This window comes from Clostridium sp. SM-530-WT-3G, assembly GCF_012843905.1.
Taxonomy (GTDB): Bacteria; Bacillota; Clostridia; order Clostridiales; family Clostridiaceae; genus Clostridium.
Genome location: NZ_JABAGC010000006.1, coordinates 37824 through 64333 on the forward strand (window position 1 = coordinate 37824; position 26510 = coordinate 64333).

The following is a 26510-nucleotide window of genomic DNA, read 5'->3' on the forward strand; positions in this document are numbered from 1 at the left end:
CCTAATAATATTATATATATTATGGATGAAAAAATTTTTTCAAAAGAAATTCATGCTTGATACTTAATTTTTTTAATTAATAAATATTTATAAAAGCAAATTCGATTGGTAAAGATGTTAAAATAATTTGTATGTGGATTTATTGTTAATAAAGTAATAAAATATTTATTAGATAAACTTAAAAAATTGGAGTGAGGACACTTTGGATATTAAAAATAATCCTATAGGATTTTTAGACTCAGGGGTCGGCGGGTTAAGTGTATTAAGAGAAGCTATTTCCACTATGCCTAACGAAAATTTTATTTATTTCGGAGACTCAAAAAATGCTCCTTATGGAACTAGGGATGTTGAAGATGTAAAGAGATTAACATTTAAAGCAGTAGAATTTTTAGTAAATAAAAATGTAAAAGCTGTTGTTGTTGCATGTAATACTGCTACAAGTGCAGCAATTCATGATTTAAGAGATAAATATAAAGATATTCCTATTATAGGAATAGAACCAGCTCTTAAACCAGCAGTTAAGTTAAATAGAAAAGGTAACATAATAATTATGGCAACTCCTATGACTTTAAGAGAGCATAAATTTGTAGAACTTATGGATATATATAAAGATGAGTGCAGCATTATTAAAATGCCTTGTCCAGAGCTTGTTGAATTTGTTGAAGATGAAGTATTAGAAGGCGAAGATTTAGAAAATTATTTAAAATCAAAATTTGAACCATATATTAATGAAGATATTGCAGCAGTCGTATTAGGATGTACACACTTCCCATTTGTAAAGCAAGCTTTATCAAAAGTTGTAGGAGCTGATGTCCCATTAATAGATGGAGGTCTTGGAACATCACATGAACTTGAAAGAAAATTAAGAGAGAAGAATTGGCTTACTGATTCAAAAGAAAAAGGAAGTATTGAAATTTATAATTCGACTAATGATAATAAAGTAATAGATTTCTGCTATAATCTAATTAACGCTTAAAATTTATAGATAAATAGTATTATTTTAGTATAAAATATAATATAAGTTTTAAGTAAAGTATTTAAATAAAATAATTATTTAGATGACAAATGAAGGGAGAAATTAAAATGAAAAATCCAATTATTACAATTACAATGGAAAATGGTGGAGTTATTAAAGCTGAATTATATCCAGAAATAGCTCCAAATACAGTAAATAATTTTATTGACTTAGTAAATAGAGGATTTTATGATGGATTAATATTCCACAGAGTAATACCTGGTTTTATGATTCAAGGTGGATGTCCAGAAGGAACAGGAATGGGAGGCCCAGGATATTCAATTAAGGGTGAATTCACTTCTAATGGATTCAAAAATGATTTAAAACATACAAAAGGTGTATTATCGATGGCTAGAGCTATGCATCCAGATTCAGCAGGAAGTCAATTCTTTATAATGGTAGCAGATGCTCCACACTTAGATGGACAATATGCTTCATTTGGTAAAGTTATTGAAGGAATGGAAGTAGCAGATAAAATAGTAGCTCAAAAAACAGATATGTATGATAGACCATATGAAGATCAAGTTATAAAATCTGTTACTGTTGATTTACAAGGTTATGAAGCTAAAGAACCAGAAATAATAGAAGACTAATATATATTTCTCATACATAAATGTTTGTAGAGTATAATTACTTGTAAATAGAAAAGAGGTGTCTAAAGGTTATGAATTATAAGTGTATATTAGCATATGGATTAACCGAAGAAGAACTTGATAAAATACAAAAAAGAAGACTAAGAGTTAAAGAAATTACTAATGATCATGCTTTGATGAGAATTGTTGATATCCTTGGAAGTGGAAGTAATGAAAACACTTTTGATGAGTTACCTAAAGATGAAAAGGCACTAATTTTCAATGGGTATAATGATAAAGAGCTCAGAGAAACTATTAAGTTTATAAGAAGATTTGTAGAAGGCGGAGTATTAGCTGTAGTTACTGAACAATCTAAAAAATGGACTTTTAAAGATTTATTAGAGCACTTAGTAGAAGAAAGAGAATGGCATAAAGCTCAACAAGGGGGCAATTAAAAATGAGTCGTGTAGGAGAAAATATAAAAAAAGCTAGAGAAAAAAGCGGACTTACAGCTAAAGCATTAGCTAAAAAATTAGGTGTAGCCGAAAAATATATTAATGAAGTTGAGATGGGAAGAAAAGTTGCATCAGAATCATTTATAGATAAAGCTGCTAAAATATTAAAGGTTGATTTAAATGATATAAGCATGGTTGTTACTGATGAAGCATTAATGGAAGAAAAGAAAATATTTAAAGAACTTCCTAAAAAAAATACTCAAAACACTTCAGAAGTATGGACAGAGGCATTCTCATCAGTACTTAAAAATGTACCAATATACAATTATTCATTAGCAAACCAAAAAGGAACTAAGGAATTACCTATACATTCAAACAAAATAGAAGGATACCAACAAGATAAGGTTTTTTATATTGAAATCGAAGATGATGAGATGAGTGGATTTAGAATGCTAAAAGGTGATTTAGCATTTGCTCATATTGTAAAAGAAGTAAGTAATAACGGTATATTCTTACTTGGATACAATGGTAAAAGAAAAATAAGACAAGTAAAAGTTTTAGGAAATTCAAAGATACTTTTAATTAGTAATGGTGGAAGCCTAGTTACTGAAACAAAAGAAATGAAAGAAGTTAATGTAATAGCAAAACTTGAAAGAGTTGAAATAAAATTATAAATAATAGTTTTTAAAAGATGATTCTTAAATGGATCATCTTTTTTTATAAATATAAAAAAGTATCATAAATATTCAGTTAAGCATAATATATTTTTGTATGTGAAGTTAGATATAGAAGGTGAGTATTATAGCTGAAATAAATGATAATTCAAATAATAAAATAGATGCATCTATAGGGCTTTTAGCAAATGTACCTCAAATATTAGTATATAGGTTACTTGATAAACTTAACATTGAAAATAATGGGGATAATAAAATAGAAATCATTATTTTATATAGATATACATCAGAAAGTGCTAAAAAATTGGTTGAAAGTCTAGGTGGTGATTTATACGATTTAGAGTTTAATTTTGCATTAGTTAATATACCAGCCGATAGGCTTCAGGAATTATCTACCAGTAATGAAATTCAATATATAGAATTACCTAAAAGTCTTTATGAAAATGATTTGGATAGTAATAGAGAAACGTGTGTGCTACAAGCTAGTTCAATTTATGGTGTAACTGGAAAAGGGGTAATTATTGGGTTTATTGATTCGGGTATTGATTATACTCATCCTTCTTTTATGGATGAAAATGGAGATACAAGAATTGAATATATATATGATGCTTCTAATAATGCTACCTATAATAAGAATGAAATTAATGATGCTATTAAGTCAACTGATCCATATAGCATAGTTCCAGAGAGAGATGATACAGGGCATGGAACACATGTAGCTGGAATTGCATGTTCAGGAGGAAAGGTAGCTAATAGATTTAGAGGAGCAGCACCTGAAGCTTCAATAATTATGGTAAAAGGTAGGCGTGGAAGTTGGGTATTAAGTACTGAGATAATGAGAGGTATAAAGTTTTTATTAGATAAAAGTAAAGAACTAGATATGCCTATAGTTATTAATATAAGTTTAAGCACAAATAATGGAGCTCATAATGGTAAAAGTTTATTAGAACAGTATATTAGTGCTGTGGCAAATTTAGAAAGGGTTACTATTGTTATTGCAGCTGGTAATGAAGGAGATTCAGGACACCATGTAGGAGGAAAATTAAATAGAGTTCAAAGTGAAGCATTTAATGTAGCTAGTGATGAGAGAATATTAGTTATGAATGTTTTTACACCTATATTGTCGGAAATTTCAATAAATATTATTGGACCTACAGGTCAAAGAAGTGGGAGTATTAACTTAACACAAGGTTATTTTAGTGGAAATATAGGAAAAGATAGATATGACGTATATGTATCAGGACCTCAACCATTTGAATTAGAAAGTGAGACTCAGATTATACTTTCAGCAATTTCTTCAGAGTATTTGGTAGAGGGAACATGGAATATAGAAATAAGTGTAACTAATAATTATCAAGGTGAATATTCTATATGGCTTCCAATATCAGAAGGCCTCAATCCAAAAACAAGATTTTTAAACCCAAGTCAGCTTAATACATTAGGTATACCAGCTACAGTTTCCAATATAATTGCAGTTGGAAGTTATAATGCGAGAACCGATACTTTGTCTACTTTTAGTGGAAGAGGAAGTAACAGTCCTTGCTTAGAACAAATAAGGCCAGATATTGCTGCTCCTGGAGAAGAAATTCTTGGGCCATTACCAGGTGGAGGATATGATACTAAAACTGGTACATCAATGGCAACTCCACAAGTCGCAGGGATTTGTGCTTTATTTACTGAATGGGGAATTGTAAAAGGCAATGATCCATATTTATTTGGTCAAAGGTTAAAATATTATTTGGTTAAAGGTGCAAAGAGAAATAGATCAGATATTAATTATCCAAATTCATTATGGGGCTATGGAACTATTTGTGCTTCAGAAAGCTTTTCGATTTTGAATAATGATATAAGTGGAGTTAAAAGCAGAGAAGAATTTGAAAATAACGTACAAGACACAGGATTAATTAATAATAATATGAATTTAGAAAATAGTATGGTTAATGGTGTTTCACTTAAAAGCACAACTTCAGTACCTAGTGATTTACTTAAGCTAACTCAAGCTGAAGATGTTAATAAAGATGAAATACTTGGGTTACTGATAGAGACATTTACGTTTGAAGATTTACAAGAAATAAAGAAACTGCCTAATACGTCTGCAGTATCAATAAATGAAACATATTCAGTTGTACGGATACCTCTTGGACAGATACCTAATTTGGTTAAATATATTAAAAAAATTGAAAGAGTTATTAATCCAGAATTATATACATTAACAGCTCTATCTCCAGTTGAAGCAAGTGGAGTTGCATTATTTAATAAGAATCCTTATATATCATTAGATGGAACTAACGTATTAGTTGGAATAGTAGATACAGGGATAGATTATTTAAATAGAGAATTCATGAGAGAAGATGATACGACAAGAATCTTAAGAATATGGGATCAGACTATTAATGGAAATGATGAAGTTGAAGGAATAAGATTTGGAACTGAGTATACTGAAGATGATATAAATCAAGCTATCACCTTATTCAATGAAGGTGGAGATCCATATACTATAGTGCCTTCAAGAGATGAAGTGAATCATGGAACTATGAGCGCTGGTATTATTGGTGGGCGTGGTATGGATCCGGATTTAATTGGAGCGGCTCCAAATTGTGATTTTGTGGTTGTAAAAGTAAGTCCTGTAGGAGATTTTGTATTAAATTATGCTGGAGTGGCATTAGATAAAGTTGCATATGGAAATGTTGAATTAATTTTAGCAGTAAGATATTTATCAAGAGTGGCAGCAAGATTAAAAAGACCTATGGTTATTTATTTCCCATTTGGAACTAATATTGGTGCACATGATGGTACTAGTATTATTGAAAATTTGCTGGAGATTCAAGGTAGACGAGTAGGAATTGTAGCAACTGTAGGAACAGGAAATCAAGGAGACACACAGACACATATACAAGGAAAATTTGAAACTGACGAGAAGATGAAAACTATTCAAGTAAAAGTAGGAAAAAATCAACATGATTTAAATCTACAAATATATTGTCAAAAACCAGATAAAGTGAACATTGGAATTGTTTCGCCTTCAGGTGAAGTTTTAAATGAAGTTTATGTAAGAATAAAAGAATTGAATAATTATAAATTTATATATGAAGGAACAACAGTCGACATTATATATTTATTTCCAGATGAAGCTAATTCAGATGAAACTATAATAATAAGATTTAAAAATATAAGAGAAGGTACATGGCAGATAAGACTTTATGGAGAAAAGATAGTAGATGGACGATATTGGGCTTGGATGCCACAAAGAGAACTATTAGATGAAGATACAAGGTTTTTTGATCCTATACAAAGAACTACATTAACAATTCCAGCAACTGCAAGAGGAGTTGTAGCAACAGCATTTTATAATCAGGATTTAAATTCAACAGTTACACAGTCTGGAAGAGGATATACTAGAGATGGTCGAATAAAACCAGATATTGTAGCTGGAGGAGTAAATGCTTTGGTTCCACAATCAGGAGGAGGAACAACAACAGCAAGTGGATCATCTGTGGCAACATCTGTACTTGCAGGATGTTGCGCTATTATTCTTCAATGGGCAATAGTAGAAGGAAATGATCCAGATATTAGTGCTAGAAAAGTTATTAGCTATATTATAAGAGGAGCTAAAATGCGTCAGGGAGATATCTATCCTAATATTGATTGGGGATACGGAATACTGGATATAAGAAATATTTTTGATTCCTTAAGAAGTGAAAAAGTTCTGAATGAAATAAGAGATAATATTAACCTAGAGAAAAATCATGTTTATACAGAATTCAATAAATTGATACAAGATGTGCAAGAAGATGAGTATTTAGAATTAAATAAAGGAAATTTATTTTTTAGAATTCCTAAAATTAATTATTAGGAACTATTAAAAAAATAAAATCATATATTAGTTGAGGATAACTTTTAAGGAGACTAATATGGCAAGTAAAGGAAGATTAAAAATTCAGTGCTTTAACGGAGACGATTATATTCCTGTAGATAAATGTAGAGTAATTGTTAGAAAATCAGTAGACTCTCCTGATAATACAAATGAAACTACAAAAAATTACGAATTAATAACTAATAATATAGGATTAACTGGGGTTATAGAATTAGATGCACCTCCTATAGAATATTCTTTAAATATAAATAGCAATGAAGTTCCATATAGTTTATATGATATAAGTGTTGAAAGAAATGGATTTGACCCTCTTTTAATACGTGGATGTCAGATATTCCCTGAACAAGTAGCATATCAAAGATGCAATTTAAGGAGCAATAGAAGTGGCTTTAATAGGAATGATATATACAATTCAAGAGAAGACGTTATTGACATACCGGCAAATACTTTAAATGGTAATTTTCCACCTAAGATACCTGAAGCAGAAGAAAAACCATTACCTAAACCAACTTCAGGAGTTGTACTTGCTCAGCCTGTTGTTCCTGAATATATAGTAGTACATCAAGGAAGCCCTAATGATTCTTCAGCACCAAATTATAAAGTTCCATATAAAGAATATATAAAAAATGTTGCTTCAAGTGAAATATATTCAACTTGGCCTGAAACTACAATAAGAGCAAATGTATTTTGTATAGTTTCATTTACATTAAACAGAATTTATACAGAATGGTATAGGGGAAAAGGAAAGAATTTTGATATTACAAGTTCAACTGCTTATGACCATGCATTTAATTATGGAAGAAATATTTATGAAAGTATAAGCAAAATAGTTGATGAGATATTTTCTACTTATGTAAGAAGAATTGGAAAGAAACAGCCTTTATTAACACAATATTGCGATGGTAAGAATGTAACTTGTCCTCAATGGCTAAGTCAGTGGGGAAGTAAATATTTGGGCGATCAAGGAAGAGTTCCATATGAAATACTTCGATATTATTATGGAAATGATATTGAACTTACTACTGCACAGAAGGTTCAAGGTAGTCCAAGATCTTATCCAGGGTATAATTTATCGTATGGAGCTAGAGGACAGGCTGTTAAAACAATTCAGGAACAGCTAAATAGAATAGCTAAAAATTATCCTTTGATACCTAAGATAGCGCAAGATGGTATATGGGGACCTAAGACAGCGAATTCAGTAAAAGTATTTCAGGGAATATTTAATCTTCCTAAAACTGGAGTTGTTGATTATGCAACGTGGTATAAAATATCAGACGTATATGTTGGTGTAACTAAAATAGCAGAACTAAGATATGATGAAGAAAAATCATTATTTATACCTCCTGTTATACCTGGTTTAGATAATAACGGAGAAGTACCAAAATTTTATTACTAAACAAAAATAAGAGGGTATTTCCCTCTTATTTTTGTTCGATTAGTTTTACAATTAATTAATTATTAGGAAACATTAAAAAAATGAAGGCATATAATATTTGAGGATAACTGTTAAGGAGATTAGTATGGCAAGTAAGGGAAGACTGAAAATTCAGTGTTTTAATGGTGATGATTATATTCCTGTAGATAAATGTAAAGTGAGTGTTAGAAAATCAGTAGATTCAGTTGATAGTACAAATCAAACCACACAAAATTTTGAATTAACAACTAATAATATAGGATTAACAGATATTATAGAATTAGATGCACCACCTGTGGAATATTCTTTAAATGAAAATAGCAATCAAGTTCCTTATAGTTTGTATGATATAAGAGTTGAAAGAAGTGGATTTGAAACACTCAATATTCTTGGATGCCAGATATTTTCAGAACAAGTAGCTTATCAGAGATGTAATTTAATTAACAATGGACAAACATCAACTACTGATGTTGTTGATATACAAGCTAATACGTTGAATGGAAATTTTCCTCCTAAAATACCAGAGGAAGTAGATAAACCATTACCTAAACCAACTTCAGGAGTTGTACTTGCACAGCCTGTTGTTCCTGAATATATAGTAGTACATCAGGGGAGTCCTAATGATGCTTCAGCACCAAATTATAAGGTTCCATATAAAGAATATATAAAAAATGTTGCTTCATGTGAAATATATTCAACTTGGCCTGAAAGTACTATAAGAGCCAATGTATTTTGTATAGTTTCATTTACGTTAAATAGAATTTACACAGAATGGTATAGAGGAAAGGGAAAAAATTTTGATATTACAAGTTCAACTGCATATGACCATGCATTTGATTATGGAAGAAATATATATGAGAGTATAAGTCAAATTGTTGATGAATTATTTTCTACTTATATAAGAAGAATTGGAAAGAAACAACCGTTATTAACACAATATTGTGATGGAAAGAAAGTAAATTGTCCAGAATGGTTAAGTCAGTGGGGAAGTAAGGATTTGGGGAGCCAAGGTAGGTTGCCATATGAAATACTTCAGTATTATTATGGAAATGATATTGAACTTACTACAGCTCAGAAGGTTCAAGGTAGCCCACAATCTTATCCAGGATATAATTTAACAGTAGGTTCACAGGGACGGCCTGTTAAAATGATTCAGGAACAGATCAATAAAATATCTGTAAATTATCCGTTAATACCTAAAGTATCACAAGATGGTAACTTTACTCAAAAAATGGCTGATTCAATAAAAGTATTTCAGAGTGTATTTAATTTACCACAAACAGGAAGTATTGATTATGCAACATGGTATAAAATATCAGATGTATATGTTGGTGTGAGCAAAATAGCTGAATTAAGATGTAGTGTAGAAAAATCAGTATTTATACCACCTGTTATACCTAATTTTGGAGATGAAAGAGAAGTACCAAAATTCTATTATTAAATAAAAAATAAGAGGGAAACCCCTCTTATTTTTAGTTATCAGTTAACAATTAATAGTTTAAGGAGAATTTGCACCATAACTGCTAACTGAACACTGTTAACTGTTAACAGGTAAAACTCCTTCAAGGTTAAATGATGGAACAAATTCTTCTGTATTTGCACCTGATTCTTGTATAAATCCATTTTTAACTCCAATTTCAGCTGCATAACTAATTAGTGAATCGTAATGTTTTGGATTTAATTTCTTATTTATTTCAGGATAATCACAGGCATTAAACATAGGTACATATTGATTCATAATACTTATATAAATATTATCTCCATATCTATTATAAAGAAGATCTATAACTTTTTTTGAATCAAAAAGAAGGCCTGGAAGCATAAGATGCCTTACTATAACACCTTTTATTATATGACCATTATCATCAAATTTTGCTTCACCAGTTTGTCTTACCATTTCGTCAATTACTTTTACTGCATTTTCTGAATAGTTTGGGGCTTTAGAATATTTAATGGCATATTTGTCGTTAAAATATTTAAAATCAGGAAGATATACATCTATATATCCTTCTAAAGATTTAATTGTATCAAGGGAATCATAACTGTTAGTATTGTAGAGTACAGGAAGCTTTAATCCTTTATCTTTAGCAATTTTTAATGCTTCAATTATTTGAGGTACATAGTGTGTAGGAGTTACAAGATTAATGTTATTTGCACCTTGGTCTTGAAGTTCTAAAAATATATCTGAAAGTCTTTCAATTGATACTTCTACTCCAGAAACTGAGCAGTTAGATTTATCATGACCTTGGCTTATATCGTGATTCTGGCAGAATACACAATTAAAATTACAATGGGAAAAGAATACTGTACCTGATCCATTTTCACTAGAAATAGGAGGTTCTTCCCACATATGAAGTGCAGCACGTGCAATCATGACTTTATCTGATGCTTTGCAGTATCCAATTTTTTTATCATTTCTATTAGTTTTACAATTTCTATGACATAATGTACATTCGTTTAAACTATCTAAGCTAATCATTTATTTCAATCCTTTGATTTATTTAAAATATTAATTAATATAACACATATCATAATGTTCAATAAAAGTATAACATACCATAAATTAAATGTTGTTAATTGCTTAAATATTTTTTCTTGTCATATTCTTATTGTTTTTAAAAAAGAAAAACAAACATTGAGATATAAATATTAAACTTAATAAGCCAAATAGAGGATATAATTTAGTTATAAGATTTCCAAAACCAAATTGAGATATTATAAGAGCAGTTGTTATAACTGGGAAAATAGCTTTTTTAAAATCAATATTAAAAGCCTGCTCAATAGTTTTGCTTATAGAATATACATCAGATATTTCTGTAGAGAACATTTCAAGCCATATTATAATAAGAAGTATTGCTTGTATTATATTACCAAATCTATTTGCAACAAATAATAGGGGTATTTCATAGTTATATATATAAGGCTGGTTGATGTATAATAATAAATTTATCATAAAGCATAAAAGTGTAAGCCCTATAGCACCACATATTATTCCTGTTATCATAGTTTTGGATTTTTTCATAGTATTACTTAAAGGTACAATAACACCTGAAGCTGATAGAGTATTATATCCAGCATAAAGAATTGTAGAAAGTAAAAGTCCATCCTTTCGTGCAGGAAAATTAGCTATATTAGTTAGTGATAGTGTATCCCTACAGAAAAAGAAGTATAAAAATGTGATTAATGTCATTGTACATACAAGCCCAGGTACAATAAATGAATTAACTTCTATAAGGCCATCTGTACCTCTAAGTAAAAAAAATACAGCTATACAAAGCATTATCAATGAGCCGAGTATTTTCGGAATACCAAAAAACTGATTGATTAAAGCACCACTTCCAGCAAGGATGATAGAGGCACTTGAAATCAAAAATAGAGTAGTTATAAAGCCTGTACATTTTCCTATTAAATTTGGACTTATTAAGTTTATAACCTCACTATAAGAATTTAAGTTGTTATTTATACTTATTTTTGAAATTATTGAGCTCATAATTATGTAGAATATTCCACATCCCATAATACCTAAAAAGCTTTTTGAGCCATATTGGGTGAAAAATTCAGTTATTTCTTTTCCAGAGGCCAGCCCTGCACCAACTATTGTACCAATGAAAACAGTAGCTACTTGAAATATTCGAGTTAATTCATCTTTCACTTGTGTTCCTCCTTGAAATATATCTATGTATTAATATATAGGCTTTACTTTAGAATTATTCTATTAAATAAATATATAAGAATATATATTTATTAGTTAGTTTTGTGGTTGAAATAGTTTTTCATAAGGTATAAAACAATATATAGATTCTTTTCATAATGTACATTTTTTATGTTACAAGGTAAAATTAATTTGTAACAAAGAGATTGAGTGGAATATAGTAGCATATAAATAATCATTAAAATTATATAATTTGTATTTTTAAATTTAATTCTAATTTGTACGTTACTAATCAGTAAATAATTGAAGTTAGTTTATAGATTAAAAATATAAGAAAGGAGAAAGCATGGATAAGAAAGATTGGAATGGAAAAAGATATCATACATTAAATCACTTTCTAAGAGAAAAATTTGGTGAAAAAGTATTTAAGATTTCATTAGATGGGGGATTTTCATGTCCTAATAGAGATGGAACAGTAGGTAAAGGTGGATGCGTATTTTGTAGCGCAAGAGGATCTGGAGATTTTGCTGGAGATAGAGATTTTTCTATATCAAAGCAATTTGATGATGTAAAAACTATGATGGCTCATAAGTGGAAAAGTGGAAAATATATAGCATATTTTCAAGCTTACACAAATACATATGCACCGGTTGATGAATTAAGAAGAAAATATAATGAGGCAATAGAAAAAGAAGGTGTAGTAGCTTTAGCTATTGCAACAAGGCCCGATTGTTTAGATGAAGAGGTTCTAGATTTATTAGAAGAAATGAATAAAAAGCTATACGTATGGGTTGAATTAGGATTACAAACTTCTAATAATGAAACAGCTAAGAGAATAAATAGAGGATATATGCTTGAAACATTTGATAAAGCAATATCAGATTTAAAGAAAAGAAATATAGATACTGTAGTACATGCAATATTTGGACTTCCAGGTGAAACTAAAGAAGATATGTTTAATACTATTGACTATATAGCACACAGTGGAGCTATGGGAATAAAGATTCATCTTCTTCACTTAATGAAACATACAGCTCTTGTAAAAGAATATGAAAATGGTAATCTTGAATTTTTATCTCAAGAGGATTATATAGATTTAATTACAAAGAGTGTATCAATGCTTCCAGAAGAAATGATAGTACATAGACTTACAGGAGATGCTCCAAGAAATGAACTTATAGGTCCTATGTGGAGTTTGAAAAAATGGGAAGTCCTTAATGCTATTGATAAAGCATTTGAAGATAATAATTTATGGCAAGGAAAAAACTTTAAATAAATATATTAAATAATTTTAGTGCTGAAATGGAGAATATATTATGAAGATAGATATTATAATATCAGCTGATGATATTAATGAAAGTAAGTTAGAAAATAAAATTGCAATAGTAATTGATATGTTTAGAGCCACATCTGTAATTACAACAGCATTAAGTAATGGATGTAAAGAAGTAATTCCATTTTTAACAATAGAAGAATCTAAAGAATATGCAGATACTCTTAATAGAGATGAGTATATTTTAGGAGGAGAAAGAAAAGCTGTTAAAATAGAAGGATTTGATTTATCTAATTCTCCTTTAGAATATACAAAAGAAGTAGTAAAAGATAAATCCGTACTTATGACTACTACTAATGGAACTAGAACATTAGCAAAGTGTGGTGCGGCAAAAAGAATTTTTATAGCTGCAATGATAAATGGAAAAGCTGTTGCAGAGAAATTAGCAGAAATAAATGAAGATGTGGTTATTGTGAATGCAGGAACAAACGGTAATTTCTCTATGGATGATTATATATGTTCAGGATATATAATAAATGAAATATTAAAGATTAGAAAGAATGTAGAGCTTACTGATATTGCAAAAACAGCAAATATGATTTATGAAAGTAATACGGATATTATAAGTTATGTAAAAGAAGCTACTCATTATTCTGTTATGAGATCTTTAGGACTAGATGATGATATTAATTATTGTATTAAGAAAGATATTATTGATATAGTACCAGAATATAAAGATGGCAGAATAAGAATTTAGGAAAAACAAATGGATATTGTATTTTGCAATATCCATTTTGTATATTTATGTAATTTAAGTTAGATTAAAAAGAACCATTTTCTTCATATTGTTTTAAAAGTTCTTCTATTTTGTACTTACAATTTGCACCTTTACAAGAACCCTTTCCTGCACCAGTAGCTTCTGAAACTTCTTCAAAAGTTGAAGCACCATTTTTTATTGCTTCTTTAATTGTAGCTCTTGAAATAGCTCTACATCTACAAGTTTTTGTTAATTTATCTAAAATAGCTTCATTTAAATTATTATTCATGATTATTCTCCTAGTATATTAATTAAATTTTTTATTTAATTAAATCACTATATATAAATATGGTCAACTAAGTAGTATATTTAATAAATTAATGCATACTATAACTATTGTATTACACAATTAAATTCTACTAAATAAAAAATATCACAGTAGCAAATTATTTTTACTGTGATATTTTTTTATAGGCATAATAATATTCCTAAAAATATAGCAGCAATATATATTATAATCCATATTATAATACCACAAATAGCCCAGCTTAATATAGAATAAGCATTGTATCTATTGTAGGGTTTATATGATAAATATAAAAAGAAACCTAATATAGGCAACAAGAAAGAAAATAGTTTAAATAAGATATGGGATTTAAAACATTCTAAATCTGAAGGTTTAGAATAAATGTTAGCTAGAAAATTATCATCGGTATCTTGTCTATAATTCTTATAAGTCATAATATATGCCTCCTAAAAAAATAGATATTATTTATTTTTTATAAATAAGATATTTTGTTATAGGTGTAATATTTATATGCAATTAAGAATGATACAATGTATACTTTAAATAAAATATACATATTTGGATATTTATACATAAATACAATTAATCAGAAAAATATAAAAGCATTAATTGACATTTAAAATTTGTTACTATATAATGATTACAATAAAAGACTATGATTAGGAAAAGTACTTTAAATTTTATTTTTCAGAGAGCAGCTGGAAGGTGAAAAGCTGTAGTAATTTTAAAGGAAAATCACCTAGGAGTTGGAGGCCGAAAAGCTTTTTTAGCTTATTAAGTTATCACGTATGAGCCTGCGTTAAAGGATAGAGTATGAATGTACTTGAATTGAAGCATTTAATATGAATTGAATGTTAACCTTAGGTGGTTTGCGAATATTACTTCGTCCTGTGGGATGGAGTTTTTTTACGTTTAAAAGCATTTTTATGTTTTAGCAAGTACTCATAATGGAAATAATGGATACTAAGTGGTCTCATTTTATAAATTATGATTAAAATGTATACATTAGAAAAAAAAGAAAGGGGAATTATAAACATGTATAAAAAAGTAGATGCCTCAAGAGGCACTGTAAACATGGAAAAAGATATTGCAAAACTTTGGAATGAAAAAAATATTATCAAAAAGAGTTTTGATTCTAATCAAGATGGAGAACATTTCACATTTTTTGATGGACCTCCAACAGCTAACGGTAAGCCACACGTAGGTCATATCTTAACAAGAGTTATGAAAGATATTATTCCAAGATATAAAGTAATGAAAGGTTACAGAGTTTTAAGAAAAGCTGGATGGGATACTCATGGACTACCAGTAGAACTTGAAATCGAAAAGAAACTTGGAATTTCAGGAAAAGAACAAATCGAAGATTACGGTGTAGAAAAATTCACTAAAGAATGTAAAGAAAGTGTTTTCTCATATGTAAGTCTTTGGGAAAAAATGTCTGAACAAATAGGATACTGGGTTGATATGGATGATCCATATGTAACTTATCATGATAACTATATTGAATCAGAATGGTGGGCATTAAAGAGATTATGGGATAAAGGGCTTTTATACAAAGGTCATAAGGTAATGCCTTACTGCCCAAGATGTGGAACTGCTTTATCTTCTCACGAAGTTGCTCAAGGATATAAAGATGTTAAGGATTTAACTGCAACTGCTAAATTCAAGGTTGCTGGAGAAGAAAATAAATATTTCTTAGCATGGACAACAACTCCTTGGACATTACCTTCAAACTTAGCATTATGTATAAACAAAGCATATACATACTGTGAAGTAAAAGTTGGAGATGAAATATATATCTTAGCTAAAGACTTAGTTGAAAAAGTTATGGGCGAAAGAGAATATGAAATAATCAAAGAATTTAAAGGTGAAGAATTACTTGGAGTTAAATATGAACAATTAATGCCTTTCGCTAAAGTTGAAGGAAAAGCATTTGAAGTAATTCATGGAGATTATGTAACATTAACAGATGGTACTGGTATAGTTCATATCGCTCCTGCTTACGGTGAAGACGATAGTCTTGTTGCTAAAAAGAACGGAATCACTTTTGTTAATATGGTAGATACAAATGGTAAATTTGTACCAGAAGTTACTCCATGGGCTGGTAAATTTGTTAAGAAGTGCGATGAAAGTATCTGTAATTACTTGGAAGAACATAATCAATTATTTGATAAGCATAGACACATGCACTCATACCCACACTGCTGGAGATGTGATACACCACTTTTATACTATCCAAAAGATAGTTGGTTCGTAAGAATGACTGAAATGAGAGATAAGTTACTTGAAAATAACAATAAGGTAAACTGGTATCCTGATAACATTAGAACAGGTAGATTCGGTAAGTTCCTTGAAAATGTTATTGACTGGGGTATCTCAAGAGATAGATACTGGGGAACTCCACTTCCAATATGGCAATGTGAGTGTGGTCACAAAGAATGCATTGGAAGCAGAGAAGAATTAGAAGCAAGATCTACTACAGATTGTAAGGGAATCGAATTACACAAACCTTATGTAGATGCAATTAAGATGGTATGCCCTGATTGTGGTAAGGAAATGACTAGAACTAGCGAAGTTATTGACTGTTGGTTTGATTCAGGATCAATGCCTTTTGCTCAATGGCACTATCCATTTGAAAACAAAGAAAAATTTGAAGCTAACTTCCCAGCTCAATTTATATCAGAAGCTGTTGACCAGACTAGAGGATGGTTCTATACATTAATGGCTATCTCAACATGTTTATTTGATACAAACCCATTCGAAAACTGTATTGTATTAGGTCATGTATTAGATAAAAAAGGACTTAAGATGTCTAAGTCTAAGGGAAATGTTGTAGATCCATTTGAAGTATTAAACAGTCAAGGAGCAGATGCTACAAGATGGCATTTCTATACTGCAAGTGCACCATGGCTTCCAACAAGATTCTCAATTGATGATGTTGCAGAAACTCAAAGAAAATTCTTAGGAACATTATGGAATGTTTACTCATTCTACGTTTTATATGCTGAAATAGATAAATTTGATCCAACTAAGTATGCTGATTTTGTATCAGATAACGTAATGGATAGATGGATAACATCAAAATTAAATACATTAATTAAGACTGTAGAAGAAAACTTAGATGGCTATAAGATTACTCAAGCAGCTTTAGCTATTGAAGATTTTACAGATGAATTATCAAACTGGTATGTAAGAAGAAACAGAGCTAGATTCTGGTCTCAAGAATTAACTGATGATAAGATTGCTGCTTACGTAACATTATATAGAGTATTAACTACTTTAGTTAAAGTTGCCGCTCCATTCGTACCATTTATGAGTGAAGAAATATATCAGAATTTAGTTGTTAACTTAGATGAAAATGCAATAGAAAGTGTTCATTTAACTACATGGCCTGTAGCTGATGAAAGTGAAATAAACTCTGAATTAGAAAGGGAAATGGATTTAGCTTATACTCTTGTTAAGCTTGGAAGAAGCGCAAGAAACGCTGCTAATGTTAAGAACAGACAGCCACTTTCAGAAATGCTTATTTCAACAAACGTTCTTCCAGAATACTATGGAGATATAGTTAAAGAAGAATTAAATATTAAGAAGGTTGAACTAGGAGCAGATCTTTCTCAATATGTTAACTTTGAAATTAAGCCAAATCTACCTGTGTTAGGTAAAGCATATGGTAAATTAATTCCTCAAATCAGAAAAGCAATTTCAGAAAAGAATCAAATGGAATTAGCTCAAAAGATTCAAAATGGTGGAAGTGAAGTAATAGATGTTAACGGAACAGAAATAGAACTTACAAATGAAAATCTTTTAGTTACAATGCAAGGATTAGAAGGATATGCATTTGCTGGAGAAGGTAATTTAGGAGTTGTATTAGATACTACTATTACTCCAGAACTTCAAGAAGAAGGTCATGTAAGAGAATTAATTTCTAAGATTCAAAACATGAGAAAAGATAAGGGATTTGAAGTTGCAGATAAAATTAAACTTTATGTATCAGGAAATGATATGTTATTAGAAGTTATAAAGAAATTTGAAAGTACTATAAAGAAGGAAACTTTAACTGAAGAAGTTCTTTATAATGAAGATGCTGATTATACTGAAACAGTTATTAATGGTGAAACATTAAATATGACTGTAGTAGTTGTAAGATAGTATTAATATCTGGCTAGGAATCTAAGAAAAGCTTAGATTCCTAGTTTGTTTTTTGTTAGTAAAAAGATATTGTTGTAATAAATTACAATGGAAATAATTAATTATGTATATATTATTGATTTATAATGTAATATATTAGTATAATAAAATTATCTAGGAAATTTAAAGGAGGAATAAACATGGCTACTTCTATTAAAGATGTTGCAAGAGAAGCAGGAGTGTCAATTGCAACCGTTTCTAGAGTTTTAAATGATATCGATGTTGTAAATGAAGATACTAAGAAGAAGGTATTAGATGCAATAAAAAAATTAGGATACAGACCTAATATAGTAGCAAGAAGTTTAAAAACTCAAAGAACAAAAACAATAGGGATTTTAATTCCAGACATATCTAACCAATTGTACCCTGAAATAGTAAGAGGTGCTGAAGATGTTTCAAACATATATGATTATAATGTCATCTTATGTAACTCTGACTTAGATATAGATAAGGAAAAAGAGTATTTAAGAGTTCTTAAAGAAAAAATGGTTGATGGTGTAATTTACATAAGTAGTTCACTAAGTAATGAAATTTTAGATTTAATAAACGAATTAGATTTAAAAACAATATTAGTTGAAACTAAGGATAAAGATGGAGTTTTACCAAGTGTAACTATAGATAATATTAAAGGATGCTATGATAGTACAAAACTTTTAATTGATAAAGGAATAAAGAATATAGCATTTATAGGAACTGATAAAGATAATATGAATGCATGGGGAGATAGATACGTAGGTTTTGAAAAGGCTATGAGAGAAGCTGGTTTGAATATTGACCCAGACTTAGTTTTCTTTGATTCAGTAAAAGTTAAAACTGGATATGAAGGTATAAACCAATTTATAAAGAACGGAAAAAAATTTGAAGGTGTAGTATGTGCATCTGATGATATAGCAATGGGAGCTATAAATGCATTAAGAGATAATGGAATTCAAGTACCGAAAGATGTAAGCGTTATAGGATTTAACGATAATTTTGCTGCATCAATATTCTATCCAAAGATAACAACTGTATCACAACCAACATATGATATGGGATCAGTTGCTATGAGAATGCTTATTAAGTTATTAAATAAGCAAGAATTAGATAAATCTCATTTTGTATTAGAGCACGAACTAATAGAAAGAGAAAGTACAATATAATTTTATCTTAAAAAAATTATATAAGGGCTGTTTAAAGAGTGTAGAAATTACAATAAATTTCCACACTCTTTTTTGTGTATTTTTCATAAAAATTTGAAAAAAATAAAGTAGTTGAATATAATTGAAAATAGTGGTAGTATAGTTGCTGATGCAACTATACTATTTTTAAGGAGAAATATATGAGAAAGTTATCTGAAGAGTATGAGTATATAGGAAAAAGTATAGCTAGAATTCATAAAATGAGCATGATGTACTTATCAAAGCATTTTAGTAAATTTAATATTGGTTCTGGTCAGTGCTTTTTTTTTGGTTAAAATCTATAATAATCCAGGTATAACTCAGGAGGAATTGGCTTCATCTATGTTTTTTGATAAGGGAACTACAGCAAGAGCTATAAAATTATTGGAATATAATGGGTATGTAAAAAAGAATGAGAAGAGATGATGATAAAAGGGCATATAGCATTATGGCAACAGAAAAGGCTGAAAGTATAAAAAAGGATGTATTTTTAATACTTGATTCTTGGGAAGAAAAATTATTTTACTATAGATGAAGAAAAGCAGTTTATAAGTTTGTTAAGCAAATTGAAAGATAATAATTTTTGTTAGAAGGAGGATGTGTAATGAACGGACAAAAAAGGCTGGGAGAAGAAAAAATAAGTAAGTTATTATTAGAATTTTCTATACCTGCAATCATAGGTATGCTAGTAAATACTTTATATAATATAATTGATAGAATATTTATAGGTCATATACCTGTAGTAGGTAATTTAGCAATAGCAGGAGTAGGAATTACTATGCCTCTAATGACTATAATAATGGCTTTTGGGATGCTTATAGGTATTGGAACTGCTACAAGAGTCTCTATTAATTTAGGTCAGCATAATAGGGAAAAGGCAGAAGAACATTTAGGAAATGCATTTACATTAATAATTATAATAAGCATATTATTAACCGTATTTGGATTAGTATTTATGGATAAAATATTATTTGCATTTGGCGCAAGTGAAAATACTATTTTATATGCAGAACAATATATAGAAATAATATTTGCAGGGTGTATATTTAATTTAGTAGGATTTGGTCTTAACCATTCTATAAGAAGTGATGGAAGTCCTAAAGTAGCCATGCTTTCTATGATAATTGGAGCAATAACTAATATAATATTAGATCCTATTTTGATATTTATATTTAATTTAGGAGTAAGAGGTGGAGCAATTGCTACTGTAATTTCTCAATTTGTTAGTGCAATTTGGGTTATATATTATTTCACTAAAGGTAAAAGTATATTAAAAATAAAAAGGAAATATTTAAAATTAAATAAGCTTATAGTATTAAGTATTTTTTCAATAGGAGTAAGTCCATTTAGTATGCAGATTGCAAATTGTGCAGTTCAAATTGTAGCTAATAATTCTCTTCAAACTTATGGTGGTGATTTAGCTGTTGCAGCTATGACTGTTATAAATAGTCTTGCCATGGTATTTTTAATGCCTATATTCGGAATAAATCAGGGAATGCAGCCTATAGTAGGATATAATTTTGGAGCAAAGCAGTATAATAGAGTAAGAGAAACGGTAACTTATTGTGTTATTGCAGCAACTACAGTAGTTACTATTGGATTTTTAGTAATTCAATTTTTCCCAGATAAAATGATAATGGCATTTAATAATGATCCTAATTTAATTAATATTGGTGTTAATGGAATAAGAATTTTCTTGTGTATGCTTCCATTCATAGGGGGACAAATAGTTATAACTAATTATTTTCAATCAATAGGTAAGGTAAAAATATCTATGTTTCTAAGCTTATTAAGGCAGGTTATTCTTTTAATTCCATGTTTAATAATATTACCTACATTTAAAGGATTGGATGGGATATGGCTTGCAGGGGCAACATCAGATTTTATATCTGTTATAATAACAGTTCTTGTATATAGAAAAATGTCTAAGGAATTATCAAAAGATAATATTGAAAGAAGTGCTACTGTTTAAGGCAGTAATAAATAAAATATTAAAAGCTAGATAAGATATATAAACTTATCTAGCTTTTTTATGTACTTTTTAAAGGATTCCTTCACTTTTTAATATATCTTCTAATTTTTTTACTCTATCAGTTAAGCAGATAAATTTCTCTCTTAATTGTTCTTTTGCAGGGTCATTGTTAGCTATAAAATTTTCCATATCTTCTACAGCTTTTAAAGCTTCTTCTACATCTTGTTGAGCGATTTTTAAATTTGAGTCTTTCATAAAAAGTAATCTCCTTTTAATTTAATTAAGTTAATTATATCGTATCACTACTAAAAACTAAGTGCAAGAAATATAAATATAAAGATAATTATATTTAATTTTAGGGTGGAGGTGAATTATTACTATTTATTATAGTAATTAAGATTTATGATAAATTACATTTGGTTTGCCTTAATTTTTTTTGGTGTATTAGTAGGTCTTATAACTGGAGCTGGAGATAATATTTCTAAGGCAATAGTAAATTCGTCAGCAGATACAGTAACATTCATTATAGAACTTACAGGAATAATGTGTTTTTGGTGTGGAGTTATGAAAGTTGCAGAGAAAAGTGGATTTACAGAAAAGTTATCTAAAATTCTTAAACCAGTATTAAAATTAATCTTTAAAGGTGCAGCACAAGATGAAAAGGCACTTGGAGCTATAGTTATGAATCTTACAGCTAACATGATGGGATTATCAAATGCAGCAACTCCTTTTGGAATTAAAGCAATGGAGGAAATGGATAGACTTAATAATACAAAAGAAAATGCATCCAATGATATGGCATTATTTTTAGTACTAAATGCAGCATGTATTCAAATTGTACCATCTACAATAATATCCATAAGAGCAGCATGTAACTCAGAAAACCCAGGAATAATAATATTGCCAGCAATAGTGTCTACAGCTACAGCAGCACTAGTCGGTATAATATGTTGTAAAATTTTGCAGAGATATTTTTAAATAGTTGGTTAATAGTAATGAAATGTATTTTATAGGATGAAGTTTTGAGTGGAGGGAAGTTAATGTTTAATTATCTAAGTAAAAGTATAATACCTATAATTTTTTTACTTATTATAACCTATGGTATGTTTAAAGGAAGAAAGGTATATGAATGGTTTATTGAGGGGGCCAAAGATGGACTTAAAGTGTGCCTTAGAATTTTTCCATATCTTTTAGCAATGATAATAGCAGTACAGGTATTTAGGGAAGCAAAACTTATGGATATGTTGAATAACTTAATGGCACCTGTTGTAAAACTAATAGGGCTTCCAAAAGAATTACTACCTTTAATCATAATCAAACCCTTATCTGGAAGTGGAGCCATTGGGGTATTTACAGATATAATAAAAAATATTGGACCCGATACTAGAACAGGCCTTATAGCATCTGTAATAATGGGAACTACAGAGACAATTTTTTATACAATCACTGTTTACTTTGGAGCAGTAAAAGTTAAAAAAATAAGACATACATTATGGGCTGCAGTTTTTGCAGATATTGCGGCTATAATAATGGCTATTTCTATGGTTGACTTATTTTTAATATAAAATATTTAAATTTTGAATAGTATACAATTTTGGAGTATTATAATCTTAAAAGATAAACTAGAAAATTACAGAAAGAAGAGGGAGTATGAATAAAGAAGTATATAAAAATAATAGAAGCAATTTAATGAAAAACATGGCAAATAATTCAGTTATAGTATTATTTGCAGGTAATGCACCTAAGAAAACAGGTGATGAATTATATCTATTTTCACCAAATAGAAATTTCTTTTATATAACAGGGATAAAGGAAGAAGAACATGTAGTAGTGTTATCTAAATTTAATGATATAGTAAATGAAAAATTATTTTTAAAAGAATTAAATTTAGCACAAGAAATGTGGACTGGAAAAACATTAAGGGATTATGAGGGAAAAGAAATTTCAGGTATAGAAGATACAGTTTATATGAATGATTTTTATCCATATATGAATAGATTAATAAAAGGTGCAGAAGAAATTAATTTATATCTAGATTTAGAAAGACAAAGTTTTGAAGAAAATGATTCTGAAAGCTTTAAATTCGCAAAAATATTTAGAGATAAGTATCCTCAATTATGTATAAAAGATGTATCAAGTAGAATAACACCACTTAGAATGATTAAATGTCATGAAGAAATAGAAGAAATGCAAAAGGCTATAGACATAACAATTTCAGGTGTTGAATCATTAATGAAAAATGCAAAAGCAGGCATGAAGGAATATGAACTTGAAGCATACTTTGATTTTGAATGTAAGAAAAATGGAGTTAAGGATTTTGCATTTAAAACTATTGCAGCAGCAGGTAAAAATGCAACTACTCTTCACTATGTAGAGAATAATAGTGAAATTAAAAATGATGATTTAATATTATTTGATTTAGGAGCTGCATGGAACTGCTATAGTGCAGATATAACAAGAACTTTTCCTGTAAGTGGTAAGTTTACAGAAAGACAAAAGCAGGTATATGAAGCTGTTCTTAGAGTTAATAAAGCAGTTATTGAAAAAATTAAGCCAGGTGTTGTATATCAAGAGCTTAATAAGTGGGCTACAGATTTAATAGCTGAAGAGTGTATTAAGCTTGGAATAATAAAAGAAAAAGAAGAAGTAAGAAAATATTATTGGCATAGTATAGGACATAACTTAGGTTTAGATACACATGATGTAGAACCACAAGGTAGAAACTTTATATTTGCTGAAGGAATGGTATTTACAGTAGAACCAGGTATCTATATTGGGGAAGAAGGTATAGGAATAAGAATAGAAGATGATGTTTTAGTTACTAAAGATGGATGCACAGTATTAACTAAGAATATGATTAAAGATGTTGATGATATAGAAAGATTTATGGCAGAGAATAAATAATAATATTTTAATACAATATCATAAAATTCAAAGAAAAATAATATAAATTAATTGAAATAAATAAAAAAGTGGTGTATAGTATATACTATAATTTAAACAAGTGAATATTTTAATAAGGTAGAGGTGCAGTATTTAAGAGTACTATTACAGAGGTAAGCACTGTGAAGTAATAGGAAAGGAAATATTGCCGAAGTATATAACTGATGCTTTAAGGTTATAGAGCTGGGGTTATGCAGAATATGTATAACACTGTCACAAAGGTGTGATTTTGTGGTGAGCTATCATTCATTGATTGTAAAGTTGGTATCTTTATACTTTTTTAAGATCTTGAGTGTAGACTCAAGATCTTTTTTTATGATCTCGATAGTCTATCTTAAATTTTTCACGATAATTAATGGGGGGAATTATAAATGAAAAATTTCAGAAAGTATTATGTGTTTTTATTAACACTAGTAGTAATGACAATGACATCAACTGTAGTATTTGCAGCTGATGAAGGAGTTGCAGCAGCTAATTCTGCTAAATTTGGTATATGGACGATATTGCCGCCTCTTGTAGCGATAGCGTTAGCATTTATAACTAAAAATGTAGTTATTTCTTTATTTCTAGGAACTTTGTCGGGATGCTTTTTATTGCAGATTACAGATAATGGCGTTATTTATTCAATAATTCTTTCATTTTTAGATTTTGTACAGAGAGCATTAAATTCATTAGCTGACCCATGGAATGCAGGTATAGTACTTCAAGTTATGGCTATTGGTGGAGTTATTAGTTTAGTAAGTAAAATGGGTGGAGCAAAAGCAATAGCTGAAACATTAGCTAAAAAAGCAAAATCACCAAGAAGTGCTCAACTTATTACTTGGTTTTTAGGGATATTAGTATTCTTTGATGATTATGCAAATTCATTAATAATTGGACCAATAATGAAGCCAGTAGCAGATAAAATGAATATTTCAAGAGAAAGATTAGCATTTATAATTGATGCAACAGCAGCACCAATTGCAGGTATAATGATAGTTTCAACATGGATTGGTTTAGAGGTAGGTTTAATAAAGGATGCATTCACATCAATAGGAGAAAATGTGGATTCATTCGGAGTATTTTTAAACACTATTCCATATAGATTTTATAATATATTAATATTAATATTTGTTGCTACAACTTCATATTTTTTAAGAGATTTTGGCTCAATGAGAAAAGCCGAAGTTAGAGCTAGACAAGGATATCAATCAATTGAAAATAAAGAAATTGCTCTTGATACAGCTGCTGAAGATGAGATAGCACCAAAAGAAGGGGTAAAATTAAGTATATGGAATGCAATTATTCCAATCGGTGCACTTATGATATCAGCATTAGCTAGTTTTTATTACAGCGGGTATACTTCAATAATGGGTGGAGATGATACTGCACTTCAAACATTAATGACTACTGCACCAGCATCATTTACTGCTATAAGAGAAGCATTCAGTGCAGCAGATGCATCAGTAGCTTTATTCCAATCAGCATTATTTGCATCAATTGTAGCTATAGTAATGGGAGTAGTTAAAAAGATATTTACATTTACAGAAGCAGTTGAAGTTTGGGTAGATGGAATGAAAGGCCTTATAATTACAGGAGTTATATTAATACTTGCATGGTCATTAAGCTCGGTAATAAAAGAACTTGGAACAGCAGCATTCTTGGTAAAACTTCTTTCAAATTCAGTACCACAATTTTTATTACCAGCTATAATATTTATATTAGGATCTGTAATATCATTTGCTACAGGTACTGCATATGGAACAATGGGGATATTAATGCCACTTGCTATTCCATTATCATATTCAATATCACCAGATATGGGATACGTTGTTTTAAGTACAAGTGCAGTATTAACAGGTGCAATTTTTGGAGATCACTGTTCACCAATCTCAGATACAACAATAATGTCGTCAATGGGTGCAGGATGCCATCATATAAACCATGTTAAAACCCAGATGCCTTATGCATTAACTGTTGCTGCTATTACTATACTATTTGGGTATATTCCATGTGGTCTAGGATTATCAGTATGGATTGTACTTCCAATTGCAATATTAGTAACAATTGCAGTGGTTTATTTTGTAGGAAAACCTGTTGATAATATTTCACTAGAAGAAGTAGGACTAGAAAACTTAGAAGAAGCTTAAGATAAAGATGCGAGATATATGTCACTATATATCTCGTATTTTTTATAAATTATTATATTTAGAGTTTAGTATTGAATATAATAAAAATAAAGATTATAATGTAATTAATTTTCCAGTAACATTTATAT

General features: G+C 29.3%; 23 protein-coding genes, 1 riboswitch and 1 other annotated feature. Of the genes, 19 read left to right on the forward strand and 4 right to left on the reverse strand.

The window, feature by feature from the left end; genetic code table 11:
• Positions 1-202: 202 nt before the first annotated feature.
• The 7 genes from murI (at position 203) to HF850_RS04070 (ending at position 9445) form a co-directional block, all read left to right on the forward strand.
• Positions 203-976 (forward strand): glutamate racemase, encoded by a 774-nt coding sequence (gene murI, locus HF850_RS04040; protein WP_169104198.1) that lies wholly within the window; start codon positions 203-205, stop codon positions 974-976.
• Positions 977-1083: 107 nt separating this feature from the next.
• A complete protein-coding gene (locus HF850_RS04045) occupies positions 1084-1608 on the forward strand; it encodes a peptidylprolyl isomerase (RefSeq protein ID WP_169104199.1) in 525 nt (174 codons plus the stop codon).
• Between the two features lie 71 nt (positions 1609-1679).
• The gene (locus HF850_RS04050; protein ID WP_169104200.1) at positions 1680-2042 is read left to right on the forward strand and encodes a DUF3783 domain-containing protein; all 363 of its coding nucleotides are present in this window, start codon (positions 1680-1682) and stop codon (positions 2040-2042) included.
• Between the two features lie 2 nt (positions 2043-2044).
• On the forward strand, positions 2045-2716 hold the full coding sequence (locus HF850_RS04055) for a helix-turn-helix transcriptional regulator (protein ID WP_169104201.1): 672 nt from the start codon (positions 2045-2047) through the stop codon (positions 2714-2716).
• A gap of 127 nt (positions 2717-2843) precedes the next feature.
• Complete coding sequence (locus HF850_RS04060; protein WP_169104258.1) at positions 2844-6569, forward strand: S8 family serine peptidase; 3726 nt, start codon at positions 2844-2846, stop codon at positions 6567-6569.
• Positions 6570-6627: 58 nt separating this feature from the next.
• Positions 6628-7986, forward strand: coding sequence for a peptidoglycan-binding domain-containing protein (locus HF850_RS04065; RefSeq protein ID WP_169104202.1), 1359 nt, complete (start codon positions 6628-6630; stop codon positions 7984-7986).
• Positions 7987-8110: 124 nt separating this feature from the next.
• Positions 8111-9445 carry a peptidoglycan-binding domain-containing protein gene (locus tag HF850_RS04070; RefSeq protein WP_169104203.1) on the forward strand — a complete coding sequence of 445 codons (1335 nt, stop codon included), beginning with the start codon at positions 8111-8113 and terminating at the stop codon, positions 9443-9445.
• 96 nt (positions 9446-9541) lie between these two features.
• Here HF850_RS04070 and HF850_RS04075 read toward each other — a convergent pair whose 3' ends face one another.
• Complete coding sequence (locus tag HF850_RS04075; protein WP_169104204.1) at positions 9542-10483, reverse strand: radical SAM protein; 942 nt, start codon at positions 10481-10483, stop codon at positions 9542-9544.
• Positions 10484-10585: 102 nt separating this feature from the next.
• Positions 10586-11656: a transporter gene (locus tag HF850_RS04080; protein WP_169104205.1), complete on the reverse strand. Its 1071-nt coding sequence runs from the start codon at positions 11654-11656 to the stop codon at positions 10586-10588.
• Positions 11657-12002: 346 nt separating this feature from the next.
• Between HF850_RS04080 and HF850_RS04085 the strand changes: the two genes are divergently transcribed.
• Entirely contained in the window at positions 12003-12932 is a 930-nt protein-coding gene (locus HF850_RS04085) for a TIGR01212 family radical SAM protein (RefSeq protein WP_169104206.1), read from the forward strand.
• Between the two features lie 40 nt (positions 12933-12972).
• Positions 12973-13686, forward strand: a complete 714-nt coding sequence (locus tag HF850_RS04090; RefSeq protein ID WP_169104207.1) for a 2-phosphosulfolactate phosphatase family protein — start codon at positions 12973-12975, stop codon at positions 13684-13686.
• 64 nt (positions 13687-13750) lie between these two features.
• Here HF850_RS04090 and HF850_RS04095 read toward each other — a convergent pair whose 3' ends face one another.
• Positions 13751-13975 carry a (2Fe-2S)-binding protein gene (locus HF850_RS04095; RefSeq protein WP_169104208.1) on the reverse strand — a complete coding sequence of 75 codons (225 nt, stop codon included), beginning with the start codon at positions 13973-13975 and terminating at the stop codon, positions 13751-13753.
• Between the two features lie 664 nt (positions 13976-14639).
• Positions 14640-14887, forward strand: a binding site (T-box leader).
• Between the two features lie 141 nt (positions 14888-15028).
• Here HF850_RS04095 and ileS point away from each other — a divergent pair.
• The 6 genes from ileS (at position 15029) to HF850_RS04115 (ending at position 21310) form a co-directional block, all read left to right on the forward strand.
• Entirely contained in the window at positions 15029-18142 is a 3114-nt protein-coding gene (ileS, locus tag HF850_RS04100; RefSeq protein WP_169104209.1) for an isoleucine--tRNA ligase, read from the forward strand.
• Between the two features lie 179 nt (positions 18143-18321).
• Positions 18322-19320 (forward strand): LacI family DNA-binding transcriptional regulator, encoded by a 999-nt coding sequence (locus tag HF850_RS04105; protein WP_169104210.1) that lies wholly within the window; start codon positions 18322-18324, stop codon positions 19318-19320.
• Positions 19321-19499: 179 nt separating this feature from the next.
• Entirely contained in the window at positions 19500-19634 is a 135-nt protein-coding gene (locus tag HF850_RS15995) for a hypothetical protein (protein WP_279285828.1), read from the forward strand.
• Between the two features lie 34 nt (positions 19635-19668).
• A complete protein-coding gene (locus HF850_RS15655) occupies positions 19669-19764 on the forward strand; it encodes a hypothetical protein (RefSeq protein ID WP_243159398.1) in 96 nt (31 codons plus the stop codon).
• Entirely contained in the window at positions 19751-19873 is a 123-nt protein-coding gene (locus HF850_RS16000; protein WP_279285829.1) for a hypothetical protein, read from the forward strand. Before HF850_RS15655 ends, HF850_RS16000 begins: the two co-directional genes overlap by 14 nt.
• 69 nt (positions 19874-19942) lie before the next feature.
• Positions 19943-21310 carry an MATE family efflux transporter gene (locus HF850_RS04115; protein WP_169104211.1) on the forward strand — a complete coding sequence of 456 codons (1368 nt, stop codon included), beginning with the start codon at positions 19943-19945 and terminating at the stop codon, positions 21308-21310.
• Positions 21311-21379: 69 nt separating this feature from the next.
• Here the strand turns inward: HF850_RS04115 and HF850_RS04120 are convergent, their stop codons facing one another.
• Entirely contained in the window at positions 21380-21565 is a 186-nt protein-coding gene (locus tag HF850_RS04120) for a hypothetical protein (protein WP_169104212.1), read from the reverse strand.
• 147 nt (positions 21566-21712) lie between these two features.
• Here HF850_RS04120 and HF850_RS04125 point away from each other — a divergent pair, with 147 nt between their 5' ends.
• From HF850_RS04125 to HF850_RS04140, 4 genes are all read left to right on the forward strand, one after another.
• On the forward strand, positions 21713-22288 hold the full coding sequence (locus HF850_RS04125) for a nucleoside recognition domain-containing protein (RefSeq protein WP_169104213.1): 576 nt from the start codon (positions 21713-21715) through the stop codon (positions 22286-22288).
• A gap of 62 nt (positions 22289-22350) precedes the next feature.
• On the forward strand, positions 22351-22875 hold the full coding sequence (locus HF850_RS04130) for a nucleoside recognition domain-containing protein (RefSeq protein ID WP_169104214.1): 525 nt from the start codon (positions 22351-22353) through the stop codon (positions 22873-22875).
• Positions 22876-22960: 85 nt separating this feature from the next.
• Entirely contained in the window at positions 22961-24214 is a 1254-nt protein-coding gene (locus HF850_RS04135) for an aminopeptidase P family protein (protein WP_169104215.1), read from the forward strand.
• Between the two features lie 110 nt (positions 24215-24324).
• A riboswitch (Lysine riboswitch) is annotated at positions 24325-24503 on the forward strand.
• A 121-nt stretch (positions 24504-24624) separates the two neighbouring features.
• Entirely contained in the window at positions 24625-26382 is a 1758-nt protein-coding gene (locus HF850_RS04140; protein WP_169104216.1) for a Na+/H+ antiporter NhaC family protein, read from the forward strand.
• Positions 26383-26510 lie beyond the last annotated feature (128 nt).

What these genes read in the sequence shown, in the direction of transcription:
- HF850_RS04045 (WP_169104199.1), top strand. Translation starts at nt 1,084, where the DNA reads ATGAAAAATCCAATTATTACAATTACAATGGAAAATGGTGGAGTTATT.
- HF850_RS04050 (WP_169104200.1), top strand. Translation starts at nt 1,680, where the DNA reads ATGAATTATAAGTGTATATTAGCATATGGATTAACCGAAGAAGAACTT.
- HF850_RS04055 (WP_169104201.1), top strand. Translation starts at nt 2,045, where the DNA reads ATGAGTCGTGTAGGAGAAAATATAAAAAAAGCTAGAGAAAAAAGCGGA.
- HF850_RS04065 (WP_169104202.1), top strand. Translation starts at nt 6,628, where the DNA reads ATGGCAAGTAAAGGAAGATTAAAAATTCAGTGCTTTAACGGAGACGAT.
- HF850_RS04070 (WP_169104203.1), top strand. Translation starts at nt 8,111, where the DNA reads ATGGCAAGTAAGGGAAGACTGAAAATTCAGTGTTTTAATGGTGATGAT.
- HF850_RS04075 (WP_169104204.1), bottom strand. Translation starts at nt 10,483, where the DNA reads ATGATTAGCTTAGATAGTTTAAACGAATGTACATTATGTCATAGAAAT.
- HF850_RS04085 (WP_169104206.1), top strand. Translation starts at nt 12,003, where the DNA reads ATGGATAAGAAAGATTGGAATGGAAAAAGATATCATACATTAAATCAC.
- HF850_RS04090 (WP_169104207.1), top strand. Translation starts at nt 12,973, where the DNA reads ATGAAGATAGATATTATAATATCAGCTGATGATATTAATGAAAGTAAG.
- HF850_RS04095 (WP_169104208.1), bottom strand. Translation starts at nt 13,975, where the DNA reads ATGAATAATAATTTAAATGAAGCTATTTTAGATAAATTAACAAAAACT.
- ileS (WP_169104209.1), top strand. Translation starts at nt 15,029, where the DNA reads ATGTATAAAAAAGTAGATGCCTCAAGAGGCACTGTAAACATGGAAAAA.
- HF850_RS04105 (WP_169104210.1), top strand. Translation starts at nt 18,322, where the DNA reads ATGGCTACTTCTATTAAAGATGTTGCAAGAGAAGCAGGAGTGTCAATT.
- HF850_RS15995 (WP_279285828.1), top strand. Translation starts at nt 19,500, where the DNA reads ATGAGAAAGTTATCTGAAGAGTATGAGTATATAGGAAAAAGTATAGCT.
- HF850_RS16000 (WP_279285829.1), top strand. Translation starts at nt 19,751, where the DNA reads ATGAGAAGAGATGATGATAAAAGGGCATATAGCATTATGGCAACAGAA.
- HF850_RS04115 (WP_169104211.1), top strand. Translation starts at nt 19,943, where the DNA reads ATGAACGGACAAAAAAGGCTGGGAGAAGAAAAAATAAGTAAGTTATTA.
- HF850_RS04120 (WP_169104212.1), bottom strand. Translation starts at nt 21,565, where the DNA reads ATGAAAGACTCAAATTTAAAAATCGCTCAACAAGATGTAGAAGAAGCT.
- HF850_RS04125 (WP_169104213.1), top strand. Translation starts at nt 21,713, where the DNA reads ATGATAAATTACATTTGGTTTGCCTTAATTTTTTTTGGTGTATTAGTA.
- HF850_RS04130 (WP_169104214.1), top strand. Translation starts at nt 22,351, where the DNA reads ATGTTTAATTATCTAAGTAAAAGTATAATACCTATAATTTTTTTACTT.
- HF850_RS04135 (WP_169104215.1), top strand. Translation starts at nt 22,961, where the DNA reads ATGAATAAAGAAGTATATAAAAATAATAGAAGCAATTTAATGAAAAAC.
- HF850_RS04140 (WP_169104216.1), top strand. Translation starts at nt 24,625, where the DNA reads ATGAAAAATTTCAGAAAGTATTATGTGTTTTTATTAACACTAGTAGTA.